The following is a 19,119-nucleotide window of genomic DNA, read 5'->3' on the forward strand; positions in this document are numbered from 1 at the left end:
TCCTTACGCCCCCGCGGCCTGGAGGTCGGCGGTCCGCCGACGCTCCGTCTCGATGACTTCCTCGACCGGAATGTGGAAGTCGCGCTTGTAGTTGAAGGTGTGGAAGATCGCGACGCCGATCACCGCGACGAACGACAGCGCCGCCAGCCACCAGATGTACCAGACCATCGCCAGACCGAAGACGGTCGACACGCCCGCGATCACGATGCCGGCCCAGGTGTTGCTCGGCATATGGATCGGCTGGAAGCCCTCCGTCGGCCGGGCATATTTGTGGCTCTTCATGTCGTACCACGCGTCCATGTCGTGAACCACGGGGGTGAACGCGAAGTTATAGTCCGGCGGCGGCGACGAGGTCGCCCATTCGAGGCTGCGGCCGTCCCACGGATCACCGGTGACGTCGCGCAGCTTGTCGCGATTCAGGACGCTGACGGCGATCTGGATGAGGAAGGCGGCGATGCCGACCGCGATGATCGCGGCACCCACGGCGGCGATGACGAACCAGATCTGCAGGCTCGGATCGTCGAAGTGGCGCAGGCGCCGGGTGATGCCCATCAGGCCCAGCACATAAAGCGGGGTGAAGGCGACCCAGAAGCCGACGAACCAGCACCAGAAGCTGACCAGGCCCCAGGTGCGGTCGAGCTTGAAGCCGAACGCCTTGGGGAACCAGTAGTTGATGCCGGCGAAGGTGCCGAACACCACTGCGCCGATGATGACGTTGTGGAAGTGCGCCACGAGGAACAGCGAGTTGTGCAGCACGAAGTCGGCGGGCGGCACCGCGAGCAGCACGCCGGTCATGCCACCGATGGTGAAGGTCAGCATGAAGGCGATCGCCCACATCATCGGCAGTTCGTAGCGGATCCGGCCGCGATACATGGTGAACAGCCAGTTGAAGATCTTCGCACCCGTCGGGATCGAGATGATCATCGTTGTGATGCCAAAGAACGAGTTGACACTCGCCCCCGACCCCATGGTGAAGAAGTGGTGCAGCCACACCAGGTACGACAGGATGGTGATGACCAGCAGGGCGTAGACCATTGACGTATAGCCGAACAGCCGCTTGCTCGAGAAGGTCGACACGACTTCAGAGAACACGCCGAACACCGGCAGTACCAGGATGTAGACCTCCGGGTGGCCCCAGATCCAGATCATGTTCACATACATCATCGGGTTGCCGCCCAATGTGTTGGTGAAGAAGTTGGTGCCGACATAGCGGTCGAGCGACAGCATGGCGAGCACGGCGGTCAAGACCGGGAAGGCGGCGACGATCAGGATGTTGGTGACCAGCGCCGACCAGGTGAAGATCGGCATCTTCATCAGGCCCATGCCCGGCGCGCGCATCTTCACGATGGTCGCGATCAGGTTGACGCCCGACAACAAAGTACCGACGCCCGCCAGCTGAAGCGCCCAGATATAATAGTCGACGCCCACGTCCGGCGAGTAATCCAGCCCCGACAAGGGCGCGAACGCCAGCCAGCCGGTACGGGCGAATTCGCCGACGAACAGGCTGGCCATTACGATCACGACGCCTGACGCGGTCATCCAGAAGCTGAAATTGTTCAGGAACGGGAACGACACGTCGCGCGCACCGATCTGGAGCGGGACGATATAGTTCATCAGACCGGTGACGAACGGCATCGCCACGAAGAAGATCATGATGACGCCGTGGGCGGTGAACACCTGATCATAGTGATGGGCGTTCAGGAATCCTTCGTTCTGGCCGAAGGCGATCGCCTGCTGGCTGCGCATCATGATCGCATCGGCGAAGCCGCGCAGCAGCATGACGATGCCGAGGATCATATACATGATCCCGATCTTCTTGTGGTCGACCGTGGTGAACCACTCTTTCCAGAGATAGCCCCACAGTTTGAAGTAGGTCAGCGCCGCCAGCAGCGCAGCACCGCCGATGGCGACCGCGATGAAGGTCATGACGATGATCGGTTCGTGGATCGGGAAGCTTTCGATCGTCAGGCGACCGAAGATCAGCTTGGTAAGGGTATCGGACATGATCTGGTTCTCAGCCTAGCGCCGGGGCGCGGCGGCCCGGCAGCGCAGGCGTTGCGTTGCGGGTCATGTTGCGGTTGGCGTCACTTCCGGGATCGGTGGCGCCGGGGGCGGCCGACGATCCCTCCGGTGCGTCGCCGCTGCTGTGCGGGCTGACGCCATATTCGGACGGCGCCTTTTCGAGTGCGCCCTTGGTGCGTTCGCCTTGCTGGGGCAGGCGGCTGTTGACCGCCGAACCATGGCCGCCACCATGCTGCATGCTCTCGGTCATGCACGGCGTACCAGGCTTTACGCACATCTGGACGATGCGCGTGAACAGGCCCTGTTCGATCCCGCCAAAGCCCATCGGCGGCACCTTCTCGCTCGGCTTTTCGAGTTCGCGATAGCGCGCGGTGTCGAGCCGGTTCGGCATCGCCTTCACGCCGGCCACGAACCGGTCGAAGCCGGCGGTGTCGGTGCTGGTGGTCTTGAAGTTCATATAGGAGAAGCCGGCGCCGCTATAATGCGCTGACATGCCCTCGAACGTGCCCGGCTTGTTCAGCACCGCATGCAGCTTCGTCTCCATGCCGGGCATGGTGTAGATCATGCCGGCCATGGCGGGGACGTAGAAGGTGTTCATCACCGACGACGACGAGAGGCGGAAGCTGACCTGGCGATCGACCGGTAGGACCAGCCGATTGACGGTGGCGATGCCCTGTTCGGGATAGATGAAAAGCCATTTCCAGTCGAGCGAGACGACCTGGATCTCCAGCGGCTTTTGATTCTCCGGCACCGGCTTGCCCGACGAAATCTGCCCGATCGGCCGATAGGGGTCGAGCAAATGAGTGCTGATCCACGTCAGCGCGCCCAGCGCGATGACGATCAGCAGCGGGCCCGACCAGATGACCAGTTCGAGTGCGGTCGAATGGTCCCAGTTCGGTTTGTACGTCGCCTTCTCGTTGGACGCGCGGTATTTCCACGCGAACCAGACGGTCAGTGCCATCACCGGGATGATGATGAGCAGCATGAGGCCGACCGAGATCATCAGGACGTCGGCTTGCTGGCGCGCGACGTCGCCAGCGGGATTGAGCACGACCATGTCGCACCCGCCAACAAGCGGCAGGGCCGCGAGGGGCAGGAGCGAACGCAGTGGCCGGTGCCACGGAAGCGAGCGGGGCAGGATCATGCGCGCGACCTATGCCGACCGATGCTGCACTGCGATAGGACATTTTGTCCTATCCCCGCGTTTGGTGCATTGCGATAACGGGCGCACATTCAGTCTACCCGCGCGCCCATCCGCGCAACGTTTGGAGTCCCTATGGCCGAGGCCTTCGTCCATTCCCGCGAGATCGAGGCCGACGCCCGGGCGGTCAACACGTCCCCCAATGGCGAAGCGCAGATCAGCGTCCAGTCGGAAGAGATCGCGATCGGCGTCATCATCGGCCGTACGTCGGAATTCTTCGACTTCTTCGTCTATGCGATCGCGTCGGTGATCGTGTTTCCGCAGCTCGTCTTCCCCTATGTCGACCGGCTGACCGGCACACTTTATTCCTTCGCGCTGTTTCCGCTGGCGTTTTTCGCCCGTCCGCTGGGCACGCTGCTGTTCATGTGGATCGACAGGCGGCACGGGCGCGGGACGAAGCTGACCATCGCCCTGTTCCTGCTCGGCACCGCGACGGTGGCGATGGGCTTCCTGCCCAGCTACGCGCAGGCTGGAGTATGGTCGGCGATTCTGCTGGCGACGCTCCGTATCCTGCAGGGGATCGCGCTGGGCGGCGCGTGGGACGGCCTGGCCTCGTTGCTGGCGCTGAACGTGCCGCAGGACCGTCGCGGCTGGTATGCGATGATCCCCCAGCTCGGTGCGCCGCTCGGCCTGATGGTCGCCAGCGCCCTGTTTGCGTTCTTCACCGCCTATATGAGCTCGGAAGACTTTATCAGCTGGGGCTGGCGCTATCCGTTCTTCGTCGCGTTCGCGCTGAACGTCGTTGCGCTCTTCGCCCGGCTGCGCATCGTCGTAACGCCGGAATATACCGCGCTGTTCGAGAATCGCGAACTGAAGGCGTCACCGGTGCTGCCGACGGTGGCACGCGAATGGAAGACGATCGCGATCGGCGCGCTGGTGCCGCTCGCCAGCTTCGCGCTGTTCCACATGGTCACCGTGTTTCCGCTGTCGTGGATCCTGCTGTTCACCGAACAGGAGATTGCGCGATTCCTGTGGATCGAGACCGCCTGTGCGATCTTCTTCATCTTCGCGATCATCATCTCGGGCGTGCTCGCCGACCATGTCGGTCGCCGGACGCTGCTGGGCATTGGCGCGGTCGCGATTGCGCTGTTCTCTGGCCTTGCGCCGTTGCTGCTGAACGGCGGCGATGCCGGTGAAATTGCGTTCATGATTACCGGCTTCATCCTGCTCGGGCTGTCGTTCGGCCAGTCGTCGGGGACGGTGGCTGCGAACTTCGCCAAGGATTCGCGCTATACGGGTGCAGCACTCACGTCGGACCTCGCCTGGCTGTTCGGTGCGGGCTTCGCGCCGCTGGTCGCACTGGCGCTGGCCGACAAGCTGGGGCTGATCGCGTCGGGTCTGTACCTGTTGTCGGGTGCGGTCGGCACGCTGGCGGCGCTGGCGCTCAACAAGGAACTGGCGCGCCGGCTCGACTGAGCGACATGCTGCGCTGGCTGGTGGCGGCGCTTGCGTTGGTGGTGGGAAATCCCGCCGCGGCGCAGGACGCCGCCACCGTCGTTTCCGCCGAAGCGGCATTGGCGCAGGACGCCGACGAAGTTGCGCGGGTGCGGGGCATCGATCCGGCTGCGGCACTGGTTCTGCTGCGCAAGCAAATCGCCAGCGTTGCGGCGACCGAGTGGATTGAGGGGCGCTATCGCGACCGGCTGGCTGGCATCGCCATCGAGCCGGACGGCGCGGTATCGGTGCTGCTGACCGGCAACCGCCCGGTCGCCGATGCCCAAATCGGCGCAGGCGACCTGACCGTGCCGGTCCGTTTCCGCGTTGGGGCCCGGTCGACGCGGGTCGAGCTGCTCGACGCGCTGAACCGGCATCAGGCGGCCATTCGTGCTATGCTCACCCGCCCGCCGGCGATCGGCATCGATGCGCGACGGGGGGCATTGCTGATTCAGATCGGTGCTGGCGATGCCGGGGGCGACGTCGCTGCCCTGCGGCGGCGACTGGCCGACTTGACCGGCGTGCCGATCCGGCTCGCTACGACCGGGCGGCCCGATCTGGATCTCTCAGGCGAGGTGATCGGCGGATCGCGACTGATCGGACCCGATCCGGCCAATGGTCGGCGCTATTATTGCACGACCGGTTTCGTCGTGACCAATGGCGCACAGACGGGGATCGTCACCGCCGCTCATTGTCCCGATCAGCTTGACCATATCGCCCCCGACCGATCGGTAACGCCGACGACCTTTGTCGGGCAATGGGGCTGGGGGTTTCACGACGTACAGGTGAATGCGACATCCGACGCCATCCGCCCGCTATTCTACGCCGACGCGGCGCGGACGCAGATCCGCGCCGTCGACGGGCAGCGCAGCCGGGCAAGTACGCGCGTCGGCGATATCGTTTGCCATCGCGGCGAGAGTAGCGGCTATAGCTGTGCCGAGGTGATGATGACCGACTTCGCGCCATCGGGCGATCTGTGTGGTGGACCATGTCTGCCGACCTGGGTCGCGGTCTCCGGGCCGGGGTGCCGTGAGGGCGACAGTGGCGGGCCGGTGTTCCTAGGCGATACTGCGATCGGGCTGCTGAAGGGCGGCAGCTATCGACCTGATGGGACGTGCGTCTTCTATTATTACATGTCGCTCGACTTTCTGCCCGATGGCTGGCGGTTGCTGGTCGCGCCGCCGCCTGTTCCACTTTCCGCGTCGACGAACTGACTTCACATCGCGCGCGCCGCTCCCCAAGTCGGCGGGTGATGACCGCTGCTATTCCTGCCGCCACGCTAATCGTCCTGCGCGACCGGCCAAACGGTCCGCCGGAAATTTTGATGGTCGAACGTGCGGCGGCGATGGCGTTTGCCGGCGGAGCACTGGTGTTCCCCGGCGGGCGGATCGACGCCGGGGACTATGCGTTGGCATTGGCGATGGGCGACGATCATCTGGCTCCGCGGCTGGCGGCGATACGCGAGACGATCGAAGAGGCCGGAATCGCGATCGGGATCGACGGTGATGTCGAACCTATGCGGCGCGCACTGGCCGGTGGTGCTGCCCTGTCGGAACTAGGACCGGTCGATCCGACGCCGCTGGTCCCCTATGCCCGGTGGCGACCCGATCATGTGCCGGTGCGGGTATTCGATACGCATTTCTTCTTGGCCCGCCTGCCCGAAGCCGCAGCCGAGGCGCGGGTCGATGCGACCGAGAACAGCCGGGTGTTGTGGACGACGGCCGCGGACGCGCTGGCGGCGGCGGACCGTGGCGAAGCAACGTTGCTGTTCCCAACACGCCGCGTGCTGGAACGACTGGCCGAACACGGCGATAGCGATGCCGCCTTCGCGTCCGCAGCCCGCTGGCCGGTGCGGATGATCACGCCATGGGTCGAAGTGCGTCCTGACGGTGACTGGATCTGCATCCCCGACGATCTCGGCTATCCGCTTACTGCCGAACCGGCGTCGCGCGCGGTGCGCGGGTGAAGGCGCTGTCGGCGGGCATACGCCTTTTCGTCTGGCTTGCCATCCTCGCCGCAATCGCGTTCGCCCTATATGCCTTCGCGCGGAGCCGCCCGCAGGACGTGCCCTGGACCCCGCTCGAGCTGTCGCAGCCGATCGGCATGTTCACGCGCGGCAAGATCGGCGACCTGCGCGGCGATTTCGCTGGATGTCGGGCGCTGCTCGATGCCGCCGGAGTGCGCTATACGGCCCTGCCGCCACGCGAGGGGTCGGCACAATGCGGCTATGACGATGCGGTGCGGATGCGTGGCGGCGGATCGCGCACCATCGCGATTACCCCCGATGTCGGCGTGTCGTGCCGCGTCGCGACCGGCATGGCGCTATGGGAGTGGCAGGTCGTGCAGCCCGCCGCGCAGAAACATTTCGGGACGTCGGTTGCGCGTATCCAGAATTTCGGCAGCTATAATTGCCGTCGCCTTTATGGTCGCGACAGTGGGGCGTTCAGCGAGCATGCGACGGCGAACGCGCTGGATATCGCTGCCTTCGTCCTCGACGATGGTCGCCGGATCAGCGTCGTCGGCGACTGGACGGCGGGGCGGGGGCGTGACGACGCGGCGAAGGCGGCGTTCCTGCGCGAGGTGCGCGACGGGGCGTGCGGCGTGTTCTCGACGGTTTTGTCCCCCGATTACAACGCCGCGCACCGCGACCATTTTCACTTCGATCAGGCGGCGCGGGGTTTCGGCGGGGCATGTCGCTGACCCCGCCGACCGGTCAGTGCATCGGTGCGCCGGCTTCGACCTTTTCGACCCACGCCGGATAGAAGGCCGGTTGCCGCAGCGACCAGCCCGAGGCGGTTGCCGCGGCTTCGCTGAGCGACTGTAGCAGCTTGCGGCGCAATTCCGGGTGCAGATGCGGCAGTGCCGCCGAAGCGCAGAAGGCGGCGGGCAGCCAAGGTCGCGCCTCCGCCCCGACCAACCGTTCGTAGAGGAAGCGATAGGCGCCGAAGGTGGTCAGCCGCCCTTGTCCCAGATCGAAGGCGGTGACCATCAGCAGCGGGGTCATGAACGGCTCGGTCGCGTCGAGACCACTGTCTTCCGGGATGCAGGCGCGGATGTCGGGCAAGCGGTCGTAGATGCGTGCCTGGGCGCGGATGCTGGCGGCTTCCACCACGTCACGCGACCAGCGGCGCATCGCGTCGTCACGATCAAGGCCGATGTCGAGCGAGCGACGGATATAGCGCTGCGTCGCCGCCGAAAACGTCGCAAATTCCTTCATTTCGGCCAGCGTCATCGCTCCTTCGGCTGGTCTGCGTGCAATCGCCATCTTCAACTCCCCGCCCAAATAGCCAACGACCGGATGTTACGCGGAAACGGTTAACAGCTTGCTGAACGAACGTGGCGGAACCCGGTCGACGACACATCCGATCATGTCGGGTGCTGCATTGCAACATCAATGTCATGCGGTTCGTCGCATCGTCCGGGACCGGACGAAGTGCCGTTTCGTTGCCAGGTAGGGGACGCGAACGACCGACGGGAACGGTTCATCCGCCAGTCATCGCCGCGCAAACACGCTTCATCGGAATTGGTTCCCGATCGGCCGGGCATGGGGTTTTCGTGCGCGGAAAACCCTGCTTCATGCCGCCCAAGACATTCGTGGGGCCGTGGGGGTCAGATGAATTTTGGTGCTTTGGCAGCGCGTTTTGTGCTGGTGGTTTCGTGCGCTCTGGCGATGGTGGCTCCGGCACAGGCCCGGTTCTGGCAATGCGCCCCCTATGCCCGCGAAATTTCGGGCGTCGAGATTTTCGGCAATGCACATACCTGGTGGAGCCAGGCCGCCGGCAAGTATGAACGCGGCCATGCACCGAAGGAAGGTGCGGTCCTTTCGTTCGCCGCTACCTCGAAAATGCGTTTCGGCCATGTCGCGATGGTGTCGAAGGTCGTCAGCGACCGCGAAGTGCTGCTGACCCACGCCAACTGGTCGCAGCGCGGCGGGATCGAGCGCGACGTGCGCGCCATCGACGTATCGGCGGCGGGTGACTGGAGCGAGGTGAAGGTGTGGTTCGGTCCGCTGGGCGGGCTGGGCACCTCGGCCTATCCAACCAACGGCTTCATTTATTCGGGCCACGCGCCGGCCCCTGCCGAATTCGCCGCGCCGATGGAGATCGCCAAGGTCGATCCGCCGGCACCGGCCGGCGGCGCCAGCATCCAGCCCGCCCATGCCCGTCAGGTCGTCGCGCTCAACGACTGATCGCGGCTACCGGTTCAGGCGGGGCGGAAGGTCATCGCCACGCCGTTCATGCAATAGCGTTTGCCGGTCGGGCGCGGTCCGTCGTCGAACACATGGCCGAGATGTCCGCCACAACGCGCGCACAGCACTTCGGTCCGCGTCATCATCAGCGAGCGATCGGTCTTCGTGACCACCGCACCGTTCAGCGGCGCATAGAAGCTCGGCCAGCCGGTGCCGCTCTCGAACTTGGTCGTCGAGGAAAATAGAGGGCGGCCACAGCCGGCGCAGGCGAACATGCCCTTGCGCTTCTCGCCGTTGAGCGGGCTGCTATAGGGTCGCTCGGTCCCTTCCTGTCGCAATACATTATATTGCGGCGGGGTCAGCCGTGCCTTCCACTGCGCATCGGTCAGCTTGAACGGGAAATTCGGTGCGGCCTCGCTCGTCTCGGGCGCGCAGCCGATCAGGGCGGCGAGGCCCGACAATCCGGTCAGTTCCAACAGGCGGCGACGATCGATCGACATGGGTAATCCTTTCGTTCGACCGATGTGGGTTTGGGGGCGGCGGGCGACAACGGGCAGGTACGCCAGCCGACCAAGGACCATGAATTCGGTTCAAAACGGCGCGGCGTCGGTGCGGAACGCCAAGATAGGGCGACGCTTGGCCTTGCCGTAGCCGCAATTTGGGGCCATTTGGCGCATTATGCCTTTTTCGACGTTGCCCGAACCGCTATCCGCGGCGCTATCCGCGCGCGGCTATGAAGCCCCGACCGCCGTACAGGCGGCCGTCCTGACCCCCGAAGCCGAGGGGCGTGACCTGCTTGTCTCCGCCCAGACCGGATCGGGCAAGACCGTTGCCTTCGGTCTCGCTATGGCGCGCGACCTGCTCGACGCCGATGACAAGATGCCCCGTGCCGGCACCCCCCTAGCGCTGGCCATCGCTCCGACACGCGAACTGGCGTTGCAGGTCGCTCGTGAACTGTTGTGGCTGTACGGCCCGACCGGCGCGCGCATCGTATCGTGCGTCGGGGGCATGGACGCGGCTCGCGAGCGCCGCAACCTGAGCCACGGCGCGCATATCGTCGTCGGAACGCCGGGCCGTCTGCGCGACCATCTCGAACGCGGCGCGCTCGACCTGTCGGGGCTAAAGGTCGCGATCCTCGACGAAGCCGACGAGATGCTCGACATGGGTTTCCGCGAGGATCTCGAAGGGATTCTCGACGGTACACCGGCCGAGCGCCGCACGTTGTTGTTCTCGGCGACGCTCGCCAAGCCAATCGTGGCGCTCGCCAAGCGTTACCAGAAAGACGCGTATCGCATCGACACGCGCGAGGCCGAGCGGGGCCATGGCGACATCAGCTATCAGGCGATGACCGTCGCGCCGAACGATATCGAGAATGCGGTCGTCAACCTGCTGCGCCTGCACGAGCCGGACACGGCTTTCCTGTTCTGCGCTACGCGCGAGGCCGTCCGCCATCTTCACGCCAATCTGGTCGAGCGCGGGTTCGATGCAGTCGCTCTGTCGGGTGAGCATTCGCAGTCGGAGCGCAACCATGCGCTGCAAGCGTTGCGCGATCGCCGCGCCCGGGTCTGCGTCGCGACCGACGTTGCCGCGCGCGGCATCGATCTGCCGTCGCTGAGCCTTGTCGTCCATGTCGAACTGCCGCGCGATGCCGAGGCGCTGCAGCACCGGTCGGGCCGGACCGGCCGCGCGGGCAAGAAGGGTATCGCCGCGCTGATCGTGCCGTTCCAGCGCCGTCGCCGCGTCGAGGGGCTGCTGCGCGATGCGAAGATCAATGCCGAATGGATTGGCGTGCCGACCCCGGACGAAATTCATGCTGCTGACCGCGAGCGCCTGCTCACCAAGCTGGCCGAACCGGTCGAGTTCGAAGAGGCCGATGTCGAACTGGGCGCGCGCCTGCTCGCCGAAAAGACGCCGGAAGATATCGCCGCGCTGCTGGTCCGCGCCTATCGCGCCAAGCTGCCTGCGCCCGAGGAATTGTCCGCGGGTGGCGTGCCCGAGCGGCGCGAACGCCAGGAAGGGCCGCGTCCGGGCTTCGAGGACACAGTGTGGTTCCGCATGAACGTCGGTCGGCGCCACAATGCCGATCCGCGCTGGCTGCTGCCCTTGCTGTGTCGTCGCGGCCATATCACCAAGGGCGAGATCGGCGCGATCCGCATCGCCAACGACGAATCGGCGTTCGAGATACCGAAGGCGATCGCTGCCAAGTTCATCGCATCGGTCAAGCGGACGGCGACGCCCGACGATGATCTGATGTTCGAACAGATGGCGGGGCCACCGGCAGCACCGCAGCGTCGTACCAACGGCGCACCGCCGCGACACTCCGCCAAGCCGTATCGCGGGGGGCGGCGGGGCTAATCCAGTCGGCGTGAAGAGGATTGCACGCGATGGCGCGAAGGTAGATTCGCGCAAAGACGCGGAGGCGCAGAGAGGTGGCGGATCGGGAAGTCGGCGCTTTCCCGGCGAAGCCTTTCGGAGTCGCTGCAATGAGCAATGATGGCCGCTGGCTCGGCGGGCGATCGCCACAGGCGCCGTTCGTCCGCACCTCCGCGTCTCCCCGCGAAATCTGTCTCTTCCTCACGTCTTCGCACCTTCGCTTGAACCAACACTGCTTCTGCCCCAGGTAACGCGGTGACACCGTTGCGCCATGCGCCCAAAAGGCGTATGGCGCGCCGGTTCAACGAGCACAGACTCGCGTAGGCCGGATGCTCGCGCGTCCTTTCCGCACAGCCGGGGCAAGCCTTTCGTGACGACATGGTCGTGGAATGCCGCGTGTCGTATTCGGCGCGCGCGGCAATGCCGGTCAAAGACCGCCGGAGACAACCGGCCGGCCGGAAACAGATACGTTTAGGAACCAAGATTTATATGGCCAGCATGGCAAATCCCACCCGTGACGATTTCGCGTCGATGCTCGACGACATGTTCGGTGCTTCGGAGAGCTTCGAGGGCCGCGTGGTCATCGGCACCGTCACCGGGATCGAGAACGACCTCGCCGTCATCGACGTCGGTCTGAAGTCGGAAGGCCGCGTGCCGCTGCGCGAATTCGCCGCGCCGGGCCAGAAGGCCGATCTGAAGGTCGGTGACGAAGTCGAAGTCTATGTCGACCGCGTCGAGAATGCGAACGGCGAAGCGATGCTGAGCCGCGACCGCGCCCGTCGCGAAGCCGCGTGGGACAAGCTGGAAACCGAATTCGCCAAGACCGCGCGCGTCGAAGGCGTCATCTTCGGCCGGGTCAAGGGCGGCTTCACCGTCGACCTGTCGGGCGCCGTGGCGTTCCTGCCGGGTTCGCAGGTCGATATCCGTCCGGTGCGTGACGTCACCCCGCTGATGGACATTCCGCAGCCGTTCCAGATTCTGAAGATGGACCGCAAGCGCGGCAATATCGTCGTGTCGCGTCGCGCCGTGCTGGAAGAAACCCGCGCCGAGCAACGTTCGGGTCTGATCCAGTCGCTGGCCGAAGGCCAGGTGATCGACGGCGTCGTCAAGAACATCACCGACTACGGTGCGTTCGTGGATCTCGGCGGCATCGACGGCCTGCTGCACGTCACCGACCTGTCGTACAAGCGCGTCGGTCATCCTTCGGAAGTGCTGAACATCGGCGACACCGTCCGCGTCCAGATCATCCGCATCAACCGCGACACGCAGCGCATCTCGCTCGGCATGAAGCAGCTTGAGAGCGATCCGTGGGATGGTGCCGGTGCCAAGTATCCGGTCGGCGCGAAGCTGTCGGGCCGCGTCACGAACATCACCGAATATGGTGCGTTCGTCGAACTGGAGCCGGGCATCGAAGGTCTGGTCCACGTTTCGGAAATGAGCTGGACCAAGAAGAACGTCCATCCGGGCAAGATCGTCTCAACCAGCCAGGAAGTCGACGTGATCGTCCTCGAAGTCGATCAGGACAAGCGCCGCATCTCGCTGGGCCTCAAGCAGGCACAGGCCAATCCGTGGGAGAAGTTCGCGGAAGATCACCCCGTCGGTTCGACCGTCGAGGGCGAAGTCAAGAACGCGACCGAATTCGGCCTGTTCATCGGCCTGGACGGCGACGTCGACGGCATGGTCCACATGTCGGATATCGCGTGGGGCATTTCGGGCGAAGACGCGCTCAACCTGCACCGCAAGGGCGAGACGGTCCAGGCCGTCGTGCTCGCGATCGAGCCGGACAAGGAGCGTATCTCGCTCGGCATGAAGCAGCTCGAGCGTGGCGGCCCGGTCGCCGCGCAGGCGGGTGATCGCCTGAACAAGAACGCGATCGTGACTGTGACCGTCCTCGAAGTCCGCGATGCGGGCCTCGAAGTGCAGCAGGGCGACGATGGCGCGACCGGCTTCATCAAGCGCACCGATCTTGGCCGCGACCGCGACGAACAGCGTCCGGAGCGTTTCCAGGTCGGCCAGAAGTTCGACGCGATGGTCACCGGCTTCGATCGTTCGAAGAAGCCGACCTTCTCGATCAAGGCGATGCAGATCGCCGAAGAGAAGCAGGCCGTTGCGCAGTACGGTTCGTCGGACTCGGGTGCGTCGCTGGGCGACATCCTCGGCGAAGCGCTGAAGGCTCGCGGCGAGCAGAAGTAAGCTTCTCCTTCCTCTACCGGACGATTGACGGGGTGCTCCAAAGCGGAGCGCCCCGTTTTTCGTTCATTCGAAAGGCGGATTGTCGTTTCAAATAAATTCAGGTTAGGCGTAAGCCGCCAGACCAGACCCGGTTTCGGCCTAGATGCCTGGAATGCCGAGGGAAAGATGATCCGATCCGAACTGGTTCAGAAGATTGCGCAGGAAAACCCCACGCTGCCGCTGCGCGATGTCGAACGGATCGTATCGACGTTCTTCGACACCATTACCGAACGCCTGCGAAATGGCGGCCGGGTGGAACTGCGCGGCTTTGGCGCCTTCTCGACCCGTGCCCGCGATGCGCGCGTCGGACGCAATCCGCGCACCGGCGAAGCGGTCGAGGTCGACGCCAAGCGCGTTCCCTATTTCAAGCCCGGCAAAGAGATGCGGGCGCGGCTGAACGTCTGATCGGACGTATCGCGGCGGGACGGGGGCAGGGTGTACCCGACGCTTCCGTCGGCTGCGATCACGGCGCATAGCGGGGCGATCCCTACCGAGGCCCGCCCCCATGACCTGCCGCCGCTTCCTGCCCATCGTCCTGTTGCTCGGCGCAGCGCCACTGCCAGCGCAGCAGCGTGCCGCGCCGTTCGTCATCGAACAGACCGGCGAGAGCTATCCAACGGTCGACGCAGCGGTGAGCGCGGTGCGCGACGGGACGGCGACGATCCTGATCGCGCCCGGCACCTATCGCGACTGCACCGTTCAGAGCGGCGGCGACATCACCTTCCGCGCGCGGGTGCCCGGCACGGTGATCTTCGCCGGCGGCGCGTGCGAAGGCAAGGCGACCTTCGTCCTGCGCGGTCGCCGCTCGACGGTCGACGGCATCATCTTTCGCGGCATTCGCGTTCCCGACGGTAACGGCGCGGGCATCCGCACCGAGATCGGCGACCTGACCGTCACTAACTCCACCTTCCTCGACAGTCAGGAAGGGATATTGGGCGGCAATCCCGATGGGCAGCAGCGCATCACCATCGACCGCTCGACCTTTGCCGGACTGGGCCAGTGCGAAACGACCGACTGCTCCCATGCGGTCTATCTCAGCAACAATGGCATGATCGTCATCAGGCGCTCGCGCTTCGAACGCGGCACCGGTGGGCATTACGTCAAAATCCGCGCGCCGCGCATCGAGATCACCGATTCGAGCTTTGACGACAGTCGTGGCAATAAAACCAACTATATGATCGACCTGCCCGAAGGCGCGACCGGGGTGATCTCGCGCAATGCCTTCGTCCAGGGCAAGGCGAAGGAGAACTGGACAGGGTTCATCGTCGTCGGAGCGGAGAAGCGGACCTTCCCGGCCAGCGGCCTGCGCGTCGAGGGCAATGACGCGCGACTCGCACCGGGTGTCACAAAGAACCCGGCGTTCGTGGCCGACTATAGCGGCGACGGCGTCGCGGTCGGCCCGAACCGGCTGGGGCCGGGAATCCGGACGTTCGAGAAGCGGTGATCCTTTGCTAAAACCGTTCGTTTTCAGCCGCATGGCGAATGGAGATGGACATGCGCAAATATGCTTATGGCTGGATCACCGTTGCGTTCTTCCTGGTATCGATCATCGGGCACTGGGTGTTCGGTTGGTACGCCTTTGTCGATGCTGCGCGTGAACATGGGCAATCGCCCGACCTAAACGCCTATCTCGTCGAAATGGGACGCGATACGTTCGAGAACTGGCAGTCCGAATTTCTACAATTGCTATGGCAAGTCGTTGGTCTTGCCTATTTCCTCTACGCCGGATCGCCGGCGTCAAAGGAAAATGATGATCGGATGGAAGCGAAGATGGACCTGCTCCTCAAGCTGTCCGGCACCGATCAAGCGACGATCGACGAACTTGATCGCCGTTACTTGCGGGTTGATGGCCATGCGAAGCCGCATGGCCATGACGTCTGATCGGGGACGTGCTTATCGGCACGTCGTCCCATCACCCGGATCGAGGTCGAGGCAACGGCCGTCGATCTCGTTCTTCGGTACCGGGAGGCGGATGGTCGCGGCCAGCGTCGGCAGGATGTCGACCGTCTCGACGCCGAACGGCTCCTCGAACCCGCCCTGACCTTTGCGCCAGAACAGGATCGGCACGCGGCGGTCATAGTCCCAGAAGCTGCCATGCGTCGCGACGGCAGTGCCGGCGACCGGATGGGGCACGGTCAGCACGCGCGGCTTCATCGCCACCAGCAGATCGCCCGAGCGTGGCGGGTAGAAGGAGGCGCGCGCGCGTTCGATCAGCGACCACGTCTCCGGCGGGGTGTTCGGTACGGTCGTCGCGAGAATCTGCGCGCGGGTGAACACCGCCTGCGTCTGCGGATGGGCGGCGAACATCGCGATCGCCTCGCGCTCGACCGCCGCCTTTTGTGCGGCGGTCAGCTTGATGTCGTACCACACATCGCCGTTGACCCCGCCGTACAGCACCGGGCCGGCAATCTTCAGTTTCTCTCCGATCGCCTTGCCGATGCGGTCGACCGTGAATTCGCCGTCGAGCCGGACCGCATCGGGCACGGCATGGGCGGCCAGCCGTTCGCTGGCGTCGCTGCCGCCATGGTCGGCAGTCAGCACGACCTGATAATCGACGCCGGTCGCATCGAGCACGCGGAAAAATTCGCCAAGGCTTTGGTCGAGCGAGGTGAGTTGCAGGCACATCTCGCTGCCTTCGGTGCCATAGCCATGACCGACATAGTCGGTGGCCGATGCGCCGATCGAGATGATGTCGGTCTGCGGTCCCTGACCCAGCTTCATGTCCTGGATCAGCCCGGCGGCGAGCGCGAGGACGGCGGCGTCATATTCGGGCGAGCGGCGGAAATTGGCGACGTCGCCCGCGACGCGCTCGAACCGGCCGGTGCCGACCGTCTTGTCCCCGACCCGCACCGCGCGTGCCAGCGGCTGACAGAAGGTCGGCAGCGTCATTGCGGGCTGCGCGGTCGCGATGCGTTTGGCGACGGCGGCGTTGGCGCGGGCGACCACCGGCGGCATGGTGCGACCGGCATAGCTGACGAAGCCGTTCTTGCCGAACCACCAGAGTTCGTCGACCTTGTGCCCGCCCATCATCACCGCCGCGCGGTCCTTGCCCGCGACCGAGACGACGCGGGTGCGCGGGTCGGCGGCCTTCATCCGCTCGCCCAGCGTCGGCACCATCAGATGGGCGTCGGACACGGTATAGTCGTCGAAGGTCGAGCCGGGAACGCGCTCGTCCTCGGCGCAATAGACCTTGAAGCCGGGGCGGGTGTTGCTGCGCTGGTCGACCCAGTCGTTGGCGATGATGCCGGTGCGTGACGGGCGCGATCCGGTGAGGATCGTGGAATGGCCCGGGCAGGTCTCAGTCGCGGCATGGCTTTGATAGCCGGCCGGGAACACCGCGCCCTGCATCAGGCGTGCGAACCCGTCGGTGAAGCGGCCGCGATATTCGGCGAACAGATCGGCCGAGAATTGATCGACCGAGATCGCGACGATCAGCTTGGGCGGGGTCGCCGGATAGGTCGGCGGCACGGCATCGGCGGCGGGCGCCGGTGTCGCAGTCTGGGCGAAGGCTGGGGTGACGGTCGCCAGCAACAGCGCGGCAAGGGAAACGAGACGCATCGTGTACTCCGCGGACGGTGCATCCGTCCCGAATCTCCGCTACCCCGCGTCCATGACAGCGGCAAGAATAGTGTGGCTTCGAATCGCGTTGTTGTTCGTGCTGCTCGGCGCGGCGCTACCGGCTGCGGCGCAGACGCCCGGGCAGCGCCATGTACAGATGCGGATGATCGCCGAAAGCGATACCCCGGCACCGGGGACGGCCGTCGCGATCGCACTGGTGTCGGTGCCCGATGCCGGCTGGCACGGCTATTGGCGCAATCCCGGTGCGGTCGGAACGCAGCCGCGGCTAGACTGGGCGCTGCCGGTCGGGGCGAGCGTCGGCGAGCTACGCTATCCTGTGCCCGAACGGCTGACCGTCGCCGGGATCATGAACTATGTCTATGAGCGACCATGGACGCTGCTGACCGAGTTGCGCGTCCCGGCGGGGCTGGCTCCAGGCACGAAGTTGCCGGTGAGACTGGCGATCGACTATTTGGTCTGCACCCGCGAGATCTGCGTACCGGAAAAGGCGACGCTGGCCACCGACTTGACGATCGGCGACGGCGCGATCGATCCGGCCCGGCGATCGCAGTTCGACGGTTGGCGCCGTGCGCTGCCCAAGCCGATCGGATCGCCGGCCATCTTCCAGCCGGGCGAGCAATTCCGGTTGCGGGTACCGTTTCCGGCGGATGTCGCGATCGGCAACGCCTATTTCTTTCCGCTGACCGAGAACGCGGTCGATTACGACGCGCCCCAGACGATCCGGCGCGACGGTGATGCGATCGTGGTCGCGTCGAAAGGCAGCGGCAGTCCGGCGGTTCTGGAAGGCGTGTTGGCAACCGGCAGCGGCGAAGGCTTTCTGATCCGCGCCACGCCGGGCACTGTCGCCCCACCTGCCGAGCCGGCGCCGCTGCGCGCCGCGCTGATCGCCTTTGCCGGCGCGCTGCTGGGCGGCTTGCTGCTCAATATCATGCCGTGCGTCTTCCCGATCCTGAGCCTGAAGGCGTTAAGCCTCGCGCGATCGGGCGAGTCGGCCGCGCATGCCCGTGCCGAGGGCGTCGCCTATACCGCAGGCGCAGTGGCGATGTGCCTGTTGCTCGGCGGCGTGTTGCTCGCCATCCGCGCAGCGGGGGTGGCCGCCGGCTGGGCGTTCCAGTTGACCGATCCGCGCGTCGTGCTGTTGTTGCTGGTGCTGACCGGCGCGATCGCGCTGAACCTCGCCGGACTGTTCGAACTGCCAACGCCGCAGGTCGGTACGCGCGGCGGGCGAGGCGGGGCGTTCGCCACCGGCGCGCTGGCGGCGTTCGTCGCGACGCCCTGCACCGGGCCGTTCATGGGCGCGGCGCTGGGATCGGCGCTGGTCCTGCCGCCCGTCGCGGCGATGGCGGTCTTTGCCGGCCTCGGCTTCGGACTGGCGCTGCCCTTCCTGCTGCTCGGCTTCGTGCCCGCGCTGCGCCGCCGGTTGCCGCGACCGGGCGCGTGGATGGATATTTTCCGCAGGATCTTGTCGGTGCCGATGTTCCTGACCGCGTTGGCACTGGCTTGGATTTTAGGGCGGCAGGCGGGCGTCGACGGCATGGCGCTGGGGCTCGCCGCGCTGCTGCTCGCGGCGCTCGGCCTGTGGTGGACCGGACGGCGGCAGCTGCGCGGACGTGACCGGCCATGGTGGCCCGGTCTCGCGGCGCTGGTGCTGGCGATCGGCACGACCGCGCTGGTCGAGCGCGCTGCCCCCGCCGGCACGGCGCCGACCGGTATCGCCGGAGCCGAGCCGTTCAGCGAGGTGCGACTGGAGGCGTTGCGCGCCGAGGGCAAGCCGGTCTTCGCTTACTTCACCGCCGATTGGTGCCTGACCTGCAAGGTCAACGAACGCGCCGCGATCGAGACTCGGGCGGTGGCTGATGCGTTTGGGAGGGGGGGTGTAAAGATACTGGTCGGCGATTGGACCGATGGCGACCCGGTACTGGGCCGCTTTATCGAGGCGCATAATCGCGCCGGGGTGCCGCTGTACCTTTATTATGCCCCCGGCAGTCGCGACGCACGGGTGCTACCGCAAGTACTTACGCCCGCCACGCTGACCGATTTGGTTTCCTGACGTCCGAACCGGCTTGCCAGCGTCGTTTTCGCATCGCAG

General features: G+C 65.4%; 16 protein-coding genes. 11 read left to right on the top strand and 5 right to left on the bottom strand.

What is annotated here, in order from left to right; genetic code table 11:
- Positions 1 to 3: 3 nt before the first annotated feature.
- Positions 4 to 2,004 (bottom strand): cytochrome o ubiquinol oxidase subunit I, encoded by a 2,001-nt coding sequence (cyoB, locus tag AAIO73_RS03950; RefSeq protein ID WP_345876456.1) that lies wholly within the window; start codon positions 2,002 to 2,004, stop codon positions 4 to 6.
- Between the two features lie 10 nt (positions 2,005 to 2,014).
- Positions 2,015 to 3,166: a ubiquinol oxidase subunit II gene (cyoA, locus tag AAIO73_RS03955; RefSeq protein ID WP_345876457.1), complete on the bottom strand. Its 1,152-nt coding sequence runs from the start codon at positions 3,164 to 3,166 to the stop codon at positions 2,015 to 2,017.
- A gap of 132 nt (positions 3,167 to 3,298) precedes the next feature.
- Between cyoA and AAIO73_RS03960 the strand changes: the two genes are divergently transcribed.
- From AAIO73_RS03960 to AAIO73_RS03975, 4 genes are read left to right on the top strand one after another with little or no spacing between them, the layout of a single operon-like run.
- Positions 3,299 to 4,639 carry an MFS transporter gene (locus tag AAIO73_RS03960; RefSeq protein ID WP_345876458.1) on the top strand — a complete coding sequence of 447 codons (1,341 nt, stop codon included), beginning with the start codon at positions 3,299 to 3,301 and terminating at the stop codon, positions 4,637 to 4,639.
- Positions 4,640 to 4,644: 5 nt separating this feature from the next.
- Positions 4,645 to 5,871, top strand: a complete 1,227-nt coding sequence (locus AAIO73_RS03965) for a chymotrypsin family serine protease (protein ID WP_345876460.1) — start codon at positions 4,645 to 4,647, stop codon at positions 5,869 to 5,871.
- 38 nt (positions 5,872 to 5,909) lie between these two features.
- On the top strand, positions 5,910 to 6,623 hold the full coding sequence (locus tag AAIO73_RS03970) for an NUDIX hydrolase (RefSeq protein ID WP_345876462.1): 714 nt from the start codon (positions 5,910 to 5,912) through the stop codon (positions 6,621 to 6,623).
- Positions 6,620 to 7,357: an extensin-like domain-containing protein gene (locus AAIO73_RS03975; RefSeq protein WP_345876463.1), complete on the top strand. Its 738-nt coding sequence runs from the start codon at positions 6,620 to 6,622 to the stop codon at positions 7,355 to 7,357. Before AAIO73_RS03970 ends, AAIO73_RS03975 begins: the two co-directional genes overlap by 4 nt.
- 13 nt (positions 7,358 to 7,370) lie before the next feature.
- On the opposite strand, the gene AAIO73_RS03980 is transcribed toward AAIO73_RS03975, so the two are convergent.
- Positions 7,371 to 7,922: a hypothetical protein gene (locus tag AAIO73_RS03980; RefSeq protein WP_242115984.1), complete on the bottom strand. Its 552-nt coding sequence runs from the start codon at positions 7,920 to 7,922 to the stop codon at positions 7,371 to 7,373.
- A gap of 348 nt (positions 7,923 to 8,270) precedes the next feature.
- Between AAIO73_RS03980 and AAIO73_RS03985 the strand changes: the two genes are divergently transcribed.
- Positions 8,271 to 8,846, top strand: a complete 576-nt coding sequence (locus AAIO73_RS03985) for a CHAP domain-containing protein (protein WP_526023760.1) — start codon at positions 8,271 to 8,273, stop codon at positions 8,844 to 8,846.
- A 14-nt stretch (positions 8,847 to 8,860) separates the two neighbouring features.
- On the opposite strand, the gene msrB is transcribed toward AAIO73_RS03985, so the two are convergent.
- Entirely contained in the window at positions 8,861 to 9,346 is a 486-nt protein-coding gene (gene msrB / locus AAIO73_RS03990; RefSeq protein WP_345876467.1) for a peptide-methionine (R)-S-oxide reductase MsrB, read from the bottom strand.
- A gap of 178 nt (positions 9,347 to 9,524) precedes the next feature.
- On the opposite strand from msrB, the gene AAIO73_RS03995 reads away from it, so the two are divergent.
- The 5 genes from AAIO73_RS03995 (at position 9,525) to AAIO73_RS04015 (ending at position 15,332) form a co-directional block, all read left to right on the top strand.
- Positions 9,525 to 11,201: a DEAD/DEAH box helicase gene (locus AAIO73_RS03995; protein ID WP_345876469.1), complete on the top strand. Its 1,677-nt coding sequence runs from the start codon at positions 9,525 to 9,527 to the stop codon at positions 11,199 to 11,201.
- A gap of 507 nt (positions 11,202 to 11,708) precedes the next feature.
- Positions 11,709 to 13,412: a 30S ribosomal protein S1 gene (rpsA, locus tag AAIO73_RS04000; protein WP_242115987.1), complete on the top strand. Its 1,704-nt coding sequence runs from the start codon at positions 11,709 to 11,711 to the stop codon at positions 13,410 to 13,412.
- A 165-nt stretch (positions 13,413 to 13,577) separates the two neighbouring features.
- The gene (locus AAIO73_RS04005) at positions 13,578 to 13,856 is read left to right on the top strand and encodes an integration host factor subunit beta (RefSeq protein ID WP_242115988.1); all 279 of its coding nucleotides are present in this window, start codon (positions 13,578 to 13,580) and stop codon (positions 13,854 to 13,856) included.
- A gap of 100 nt (positions 13,857 to 13,956) precedes the next feature.
- Complete coding sequence (locus AAIO73_RS04010) at positions 13,957 to 14,895, top strand: right-handed parallel beta-helix repeat-containing protein (protein WP_345876473.1); 939 nt, start codon at positions 13,957 to 13,959, stop codon at positions 14,893 to 14,895.
- 50 nt (positions 14,896 to 14,945) lie between these two features.
- Positions 14,946 to 15,332 (top strand): DUF6766 family protein, encoded by a 387-nt coding sequence (locus tag AAIO73_RS04015; RefSeq protein ID WP_345876474.1) that lies wholly within the window; start codon positions 14,946 to 14,948, stop codon positions 15,330 to 15,332.
- A 12-nt stretch (positions 15,333 to 15,344) separates the two neighbouring features.
- Here the strand turns inward: AAIO73_RS04015 and AAIO73_RS04020 are convergent, their stop codons facing one another.
- Positions 15,345 to 17,009, bottom strand: a complete 1,665-nt coding sequence (locus tag AAIO73_RS04020) for an alkaline phosphatase family protein (protein ID WP_345876476.1) — start codon at positions 17,007 to 17,009, stop codon at positions 15,345 to 15,347.
- Positions 17,010 to 17,061: 52 nt separating this feature from the next.
- Between AAIO73_RS04020 and AAIO73_RS04025 the strand changes: the two genes are divergently transcribed.
- Complete coding sequence (locus AAIO73_RS04025) at positions 17,062 to 19,080, top strand: protein-disulfide reductase DsbD family protein (RefSeq protein ID WP_526023761.1); 2,019 nt, start codon at positions 17,062 to 17,064, stop codon at positions 19,078 to 19,080.
- Positions 19,081 to 19,119: the final 39 nt, after the last annotated feature.

This window comes from Sphingomonas epibiotica, assembly GCF_039615155.1.
GTDB lineage: Bacteria > Pseudomonadota > Alphaproteobacteria > Sphingomonadales > Sphingomonadaceae > Sphingomonas.

Coding starts and splice junctions, on each gene's coding strand:
- cyoB (WP_345876456.1), bottom strand. CDS start 2,004: ATGTCCGATACCCTTACCAAGCTGATCTTCGGTCGCCTGACGATCGAA.
- cyoA (WP_345876457.1), bottom strand. CDS start 3,166: ATGATCCTGCCCCGCTCGCTTCCGTGGCACCGGCCACTGCGTTCGCTC.
- AAIO73_RS03960 (WP_345876458.1), top strand. CDS start 3,299: ATGGCCGAGGCCTTCGTCCATTCCCGCGAGATCGAGGCCGACGCCCGG.
- AAIO73_RS03965 (WP_345876460.1), top strand. CDS start 4,645: ATGCTGCGCTGGCTGGTGGCGGCGCTTGCGTTGGTGGTGGGAAATCCC.
- AAIO73_RS03970 (WP_345876462.1), top strand. CDS start 5,910: ATGACCGCTGCTATTCCTGCCGCCACGCTAATCGTCCTGCGCGACCGG.
- AAIO73_RS03980 (WP_242115984.1), bottom strand. CDS start 7,922: ATGGCGATTGCACGCAGACCAGCCGAAGGAGCGATGACGCTGGCCGAA.
- AAIO73_RS03985 (WP_526023760.1), top strand. CDS start 8,271: ATGAATTTTGGTGCTTTGGCAGCGCGTTTTGTGCTGGTGGTTTCGTGC.
- msrB (WP_345876467.1), bottom strand. CDS start 9,346: ATGTCGATCGATCGTCGCCGCCTGTTGGAACTGACCGGATTGTCGGGC.
- AAIO73_RS03995 (WP_345876469.1), top strand. CDS start 9,525: ATGCCTTTTTCGACGTTGCCCGAACCGCTATCCGCGGCGCTATCCGCG.
- rpsA (WP_242115987.1), top strand. CDS start 11,709: ATGGCCAGCATGGCAAATCCCACCCGTGACGATTTCGCGTCGATGCTC.
- AAIO73_RS04005 (WP_242115988.1), top strand. CDS start 13,578: ATGATCCGATCCGAACTGGTTCAGAAGATTGCGCAGGAAAACCCCACG.
- AAIO73_RS04010 (WP_345876473.1), top strand. CDS start 13,957: ATGACCTGCCGCCGCTTCCTGCCCATCGTCCTGTTGCTCGGCGCAGCG.
- AAIO73_RS04015 (WP_345876474.1), top strand. CDS start 14,946: ATGCGCAAATATGCTTATGGCTGGATCACCGTTGCGTTCTTCCTGGTA.
- AAIO73_RS04020 (WP_345876476.1), bottom strand. CDS start 17,009: ATGCGTCTCGTTTCCCTTGCCGCGCTGTTGCTGGCGACCGTCACCCCA.
- AAIO73_RS04025 (WP_526023761.1), top strand. CDS start 17,062: ATGACAGCGGCAAGAATAGTGTGGCTTCGAATCGCGTTGTTGTTCGTG.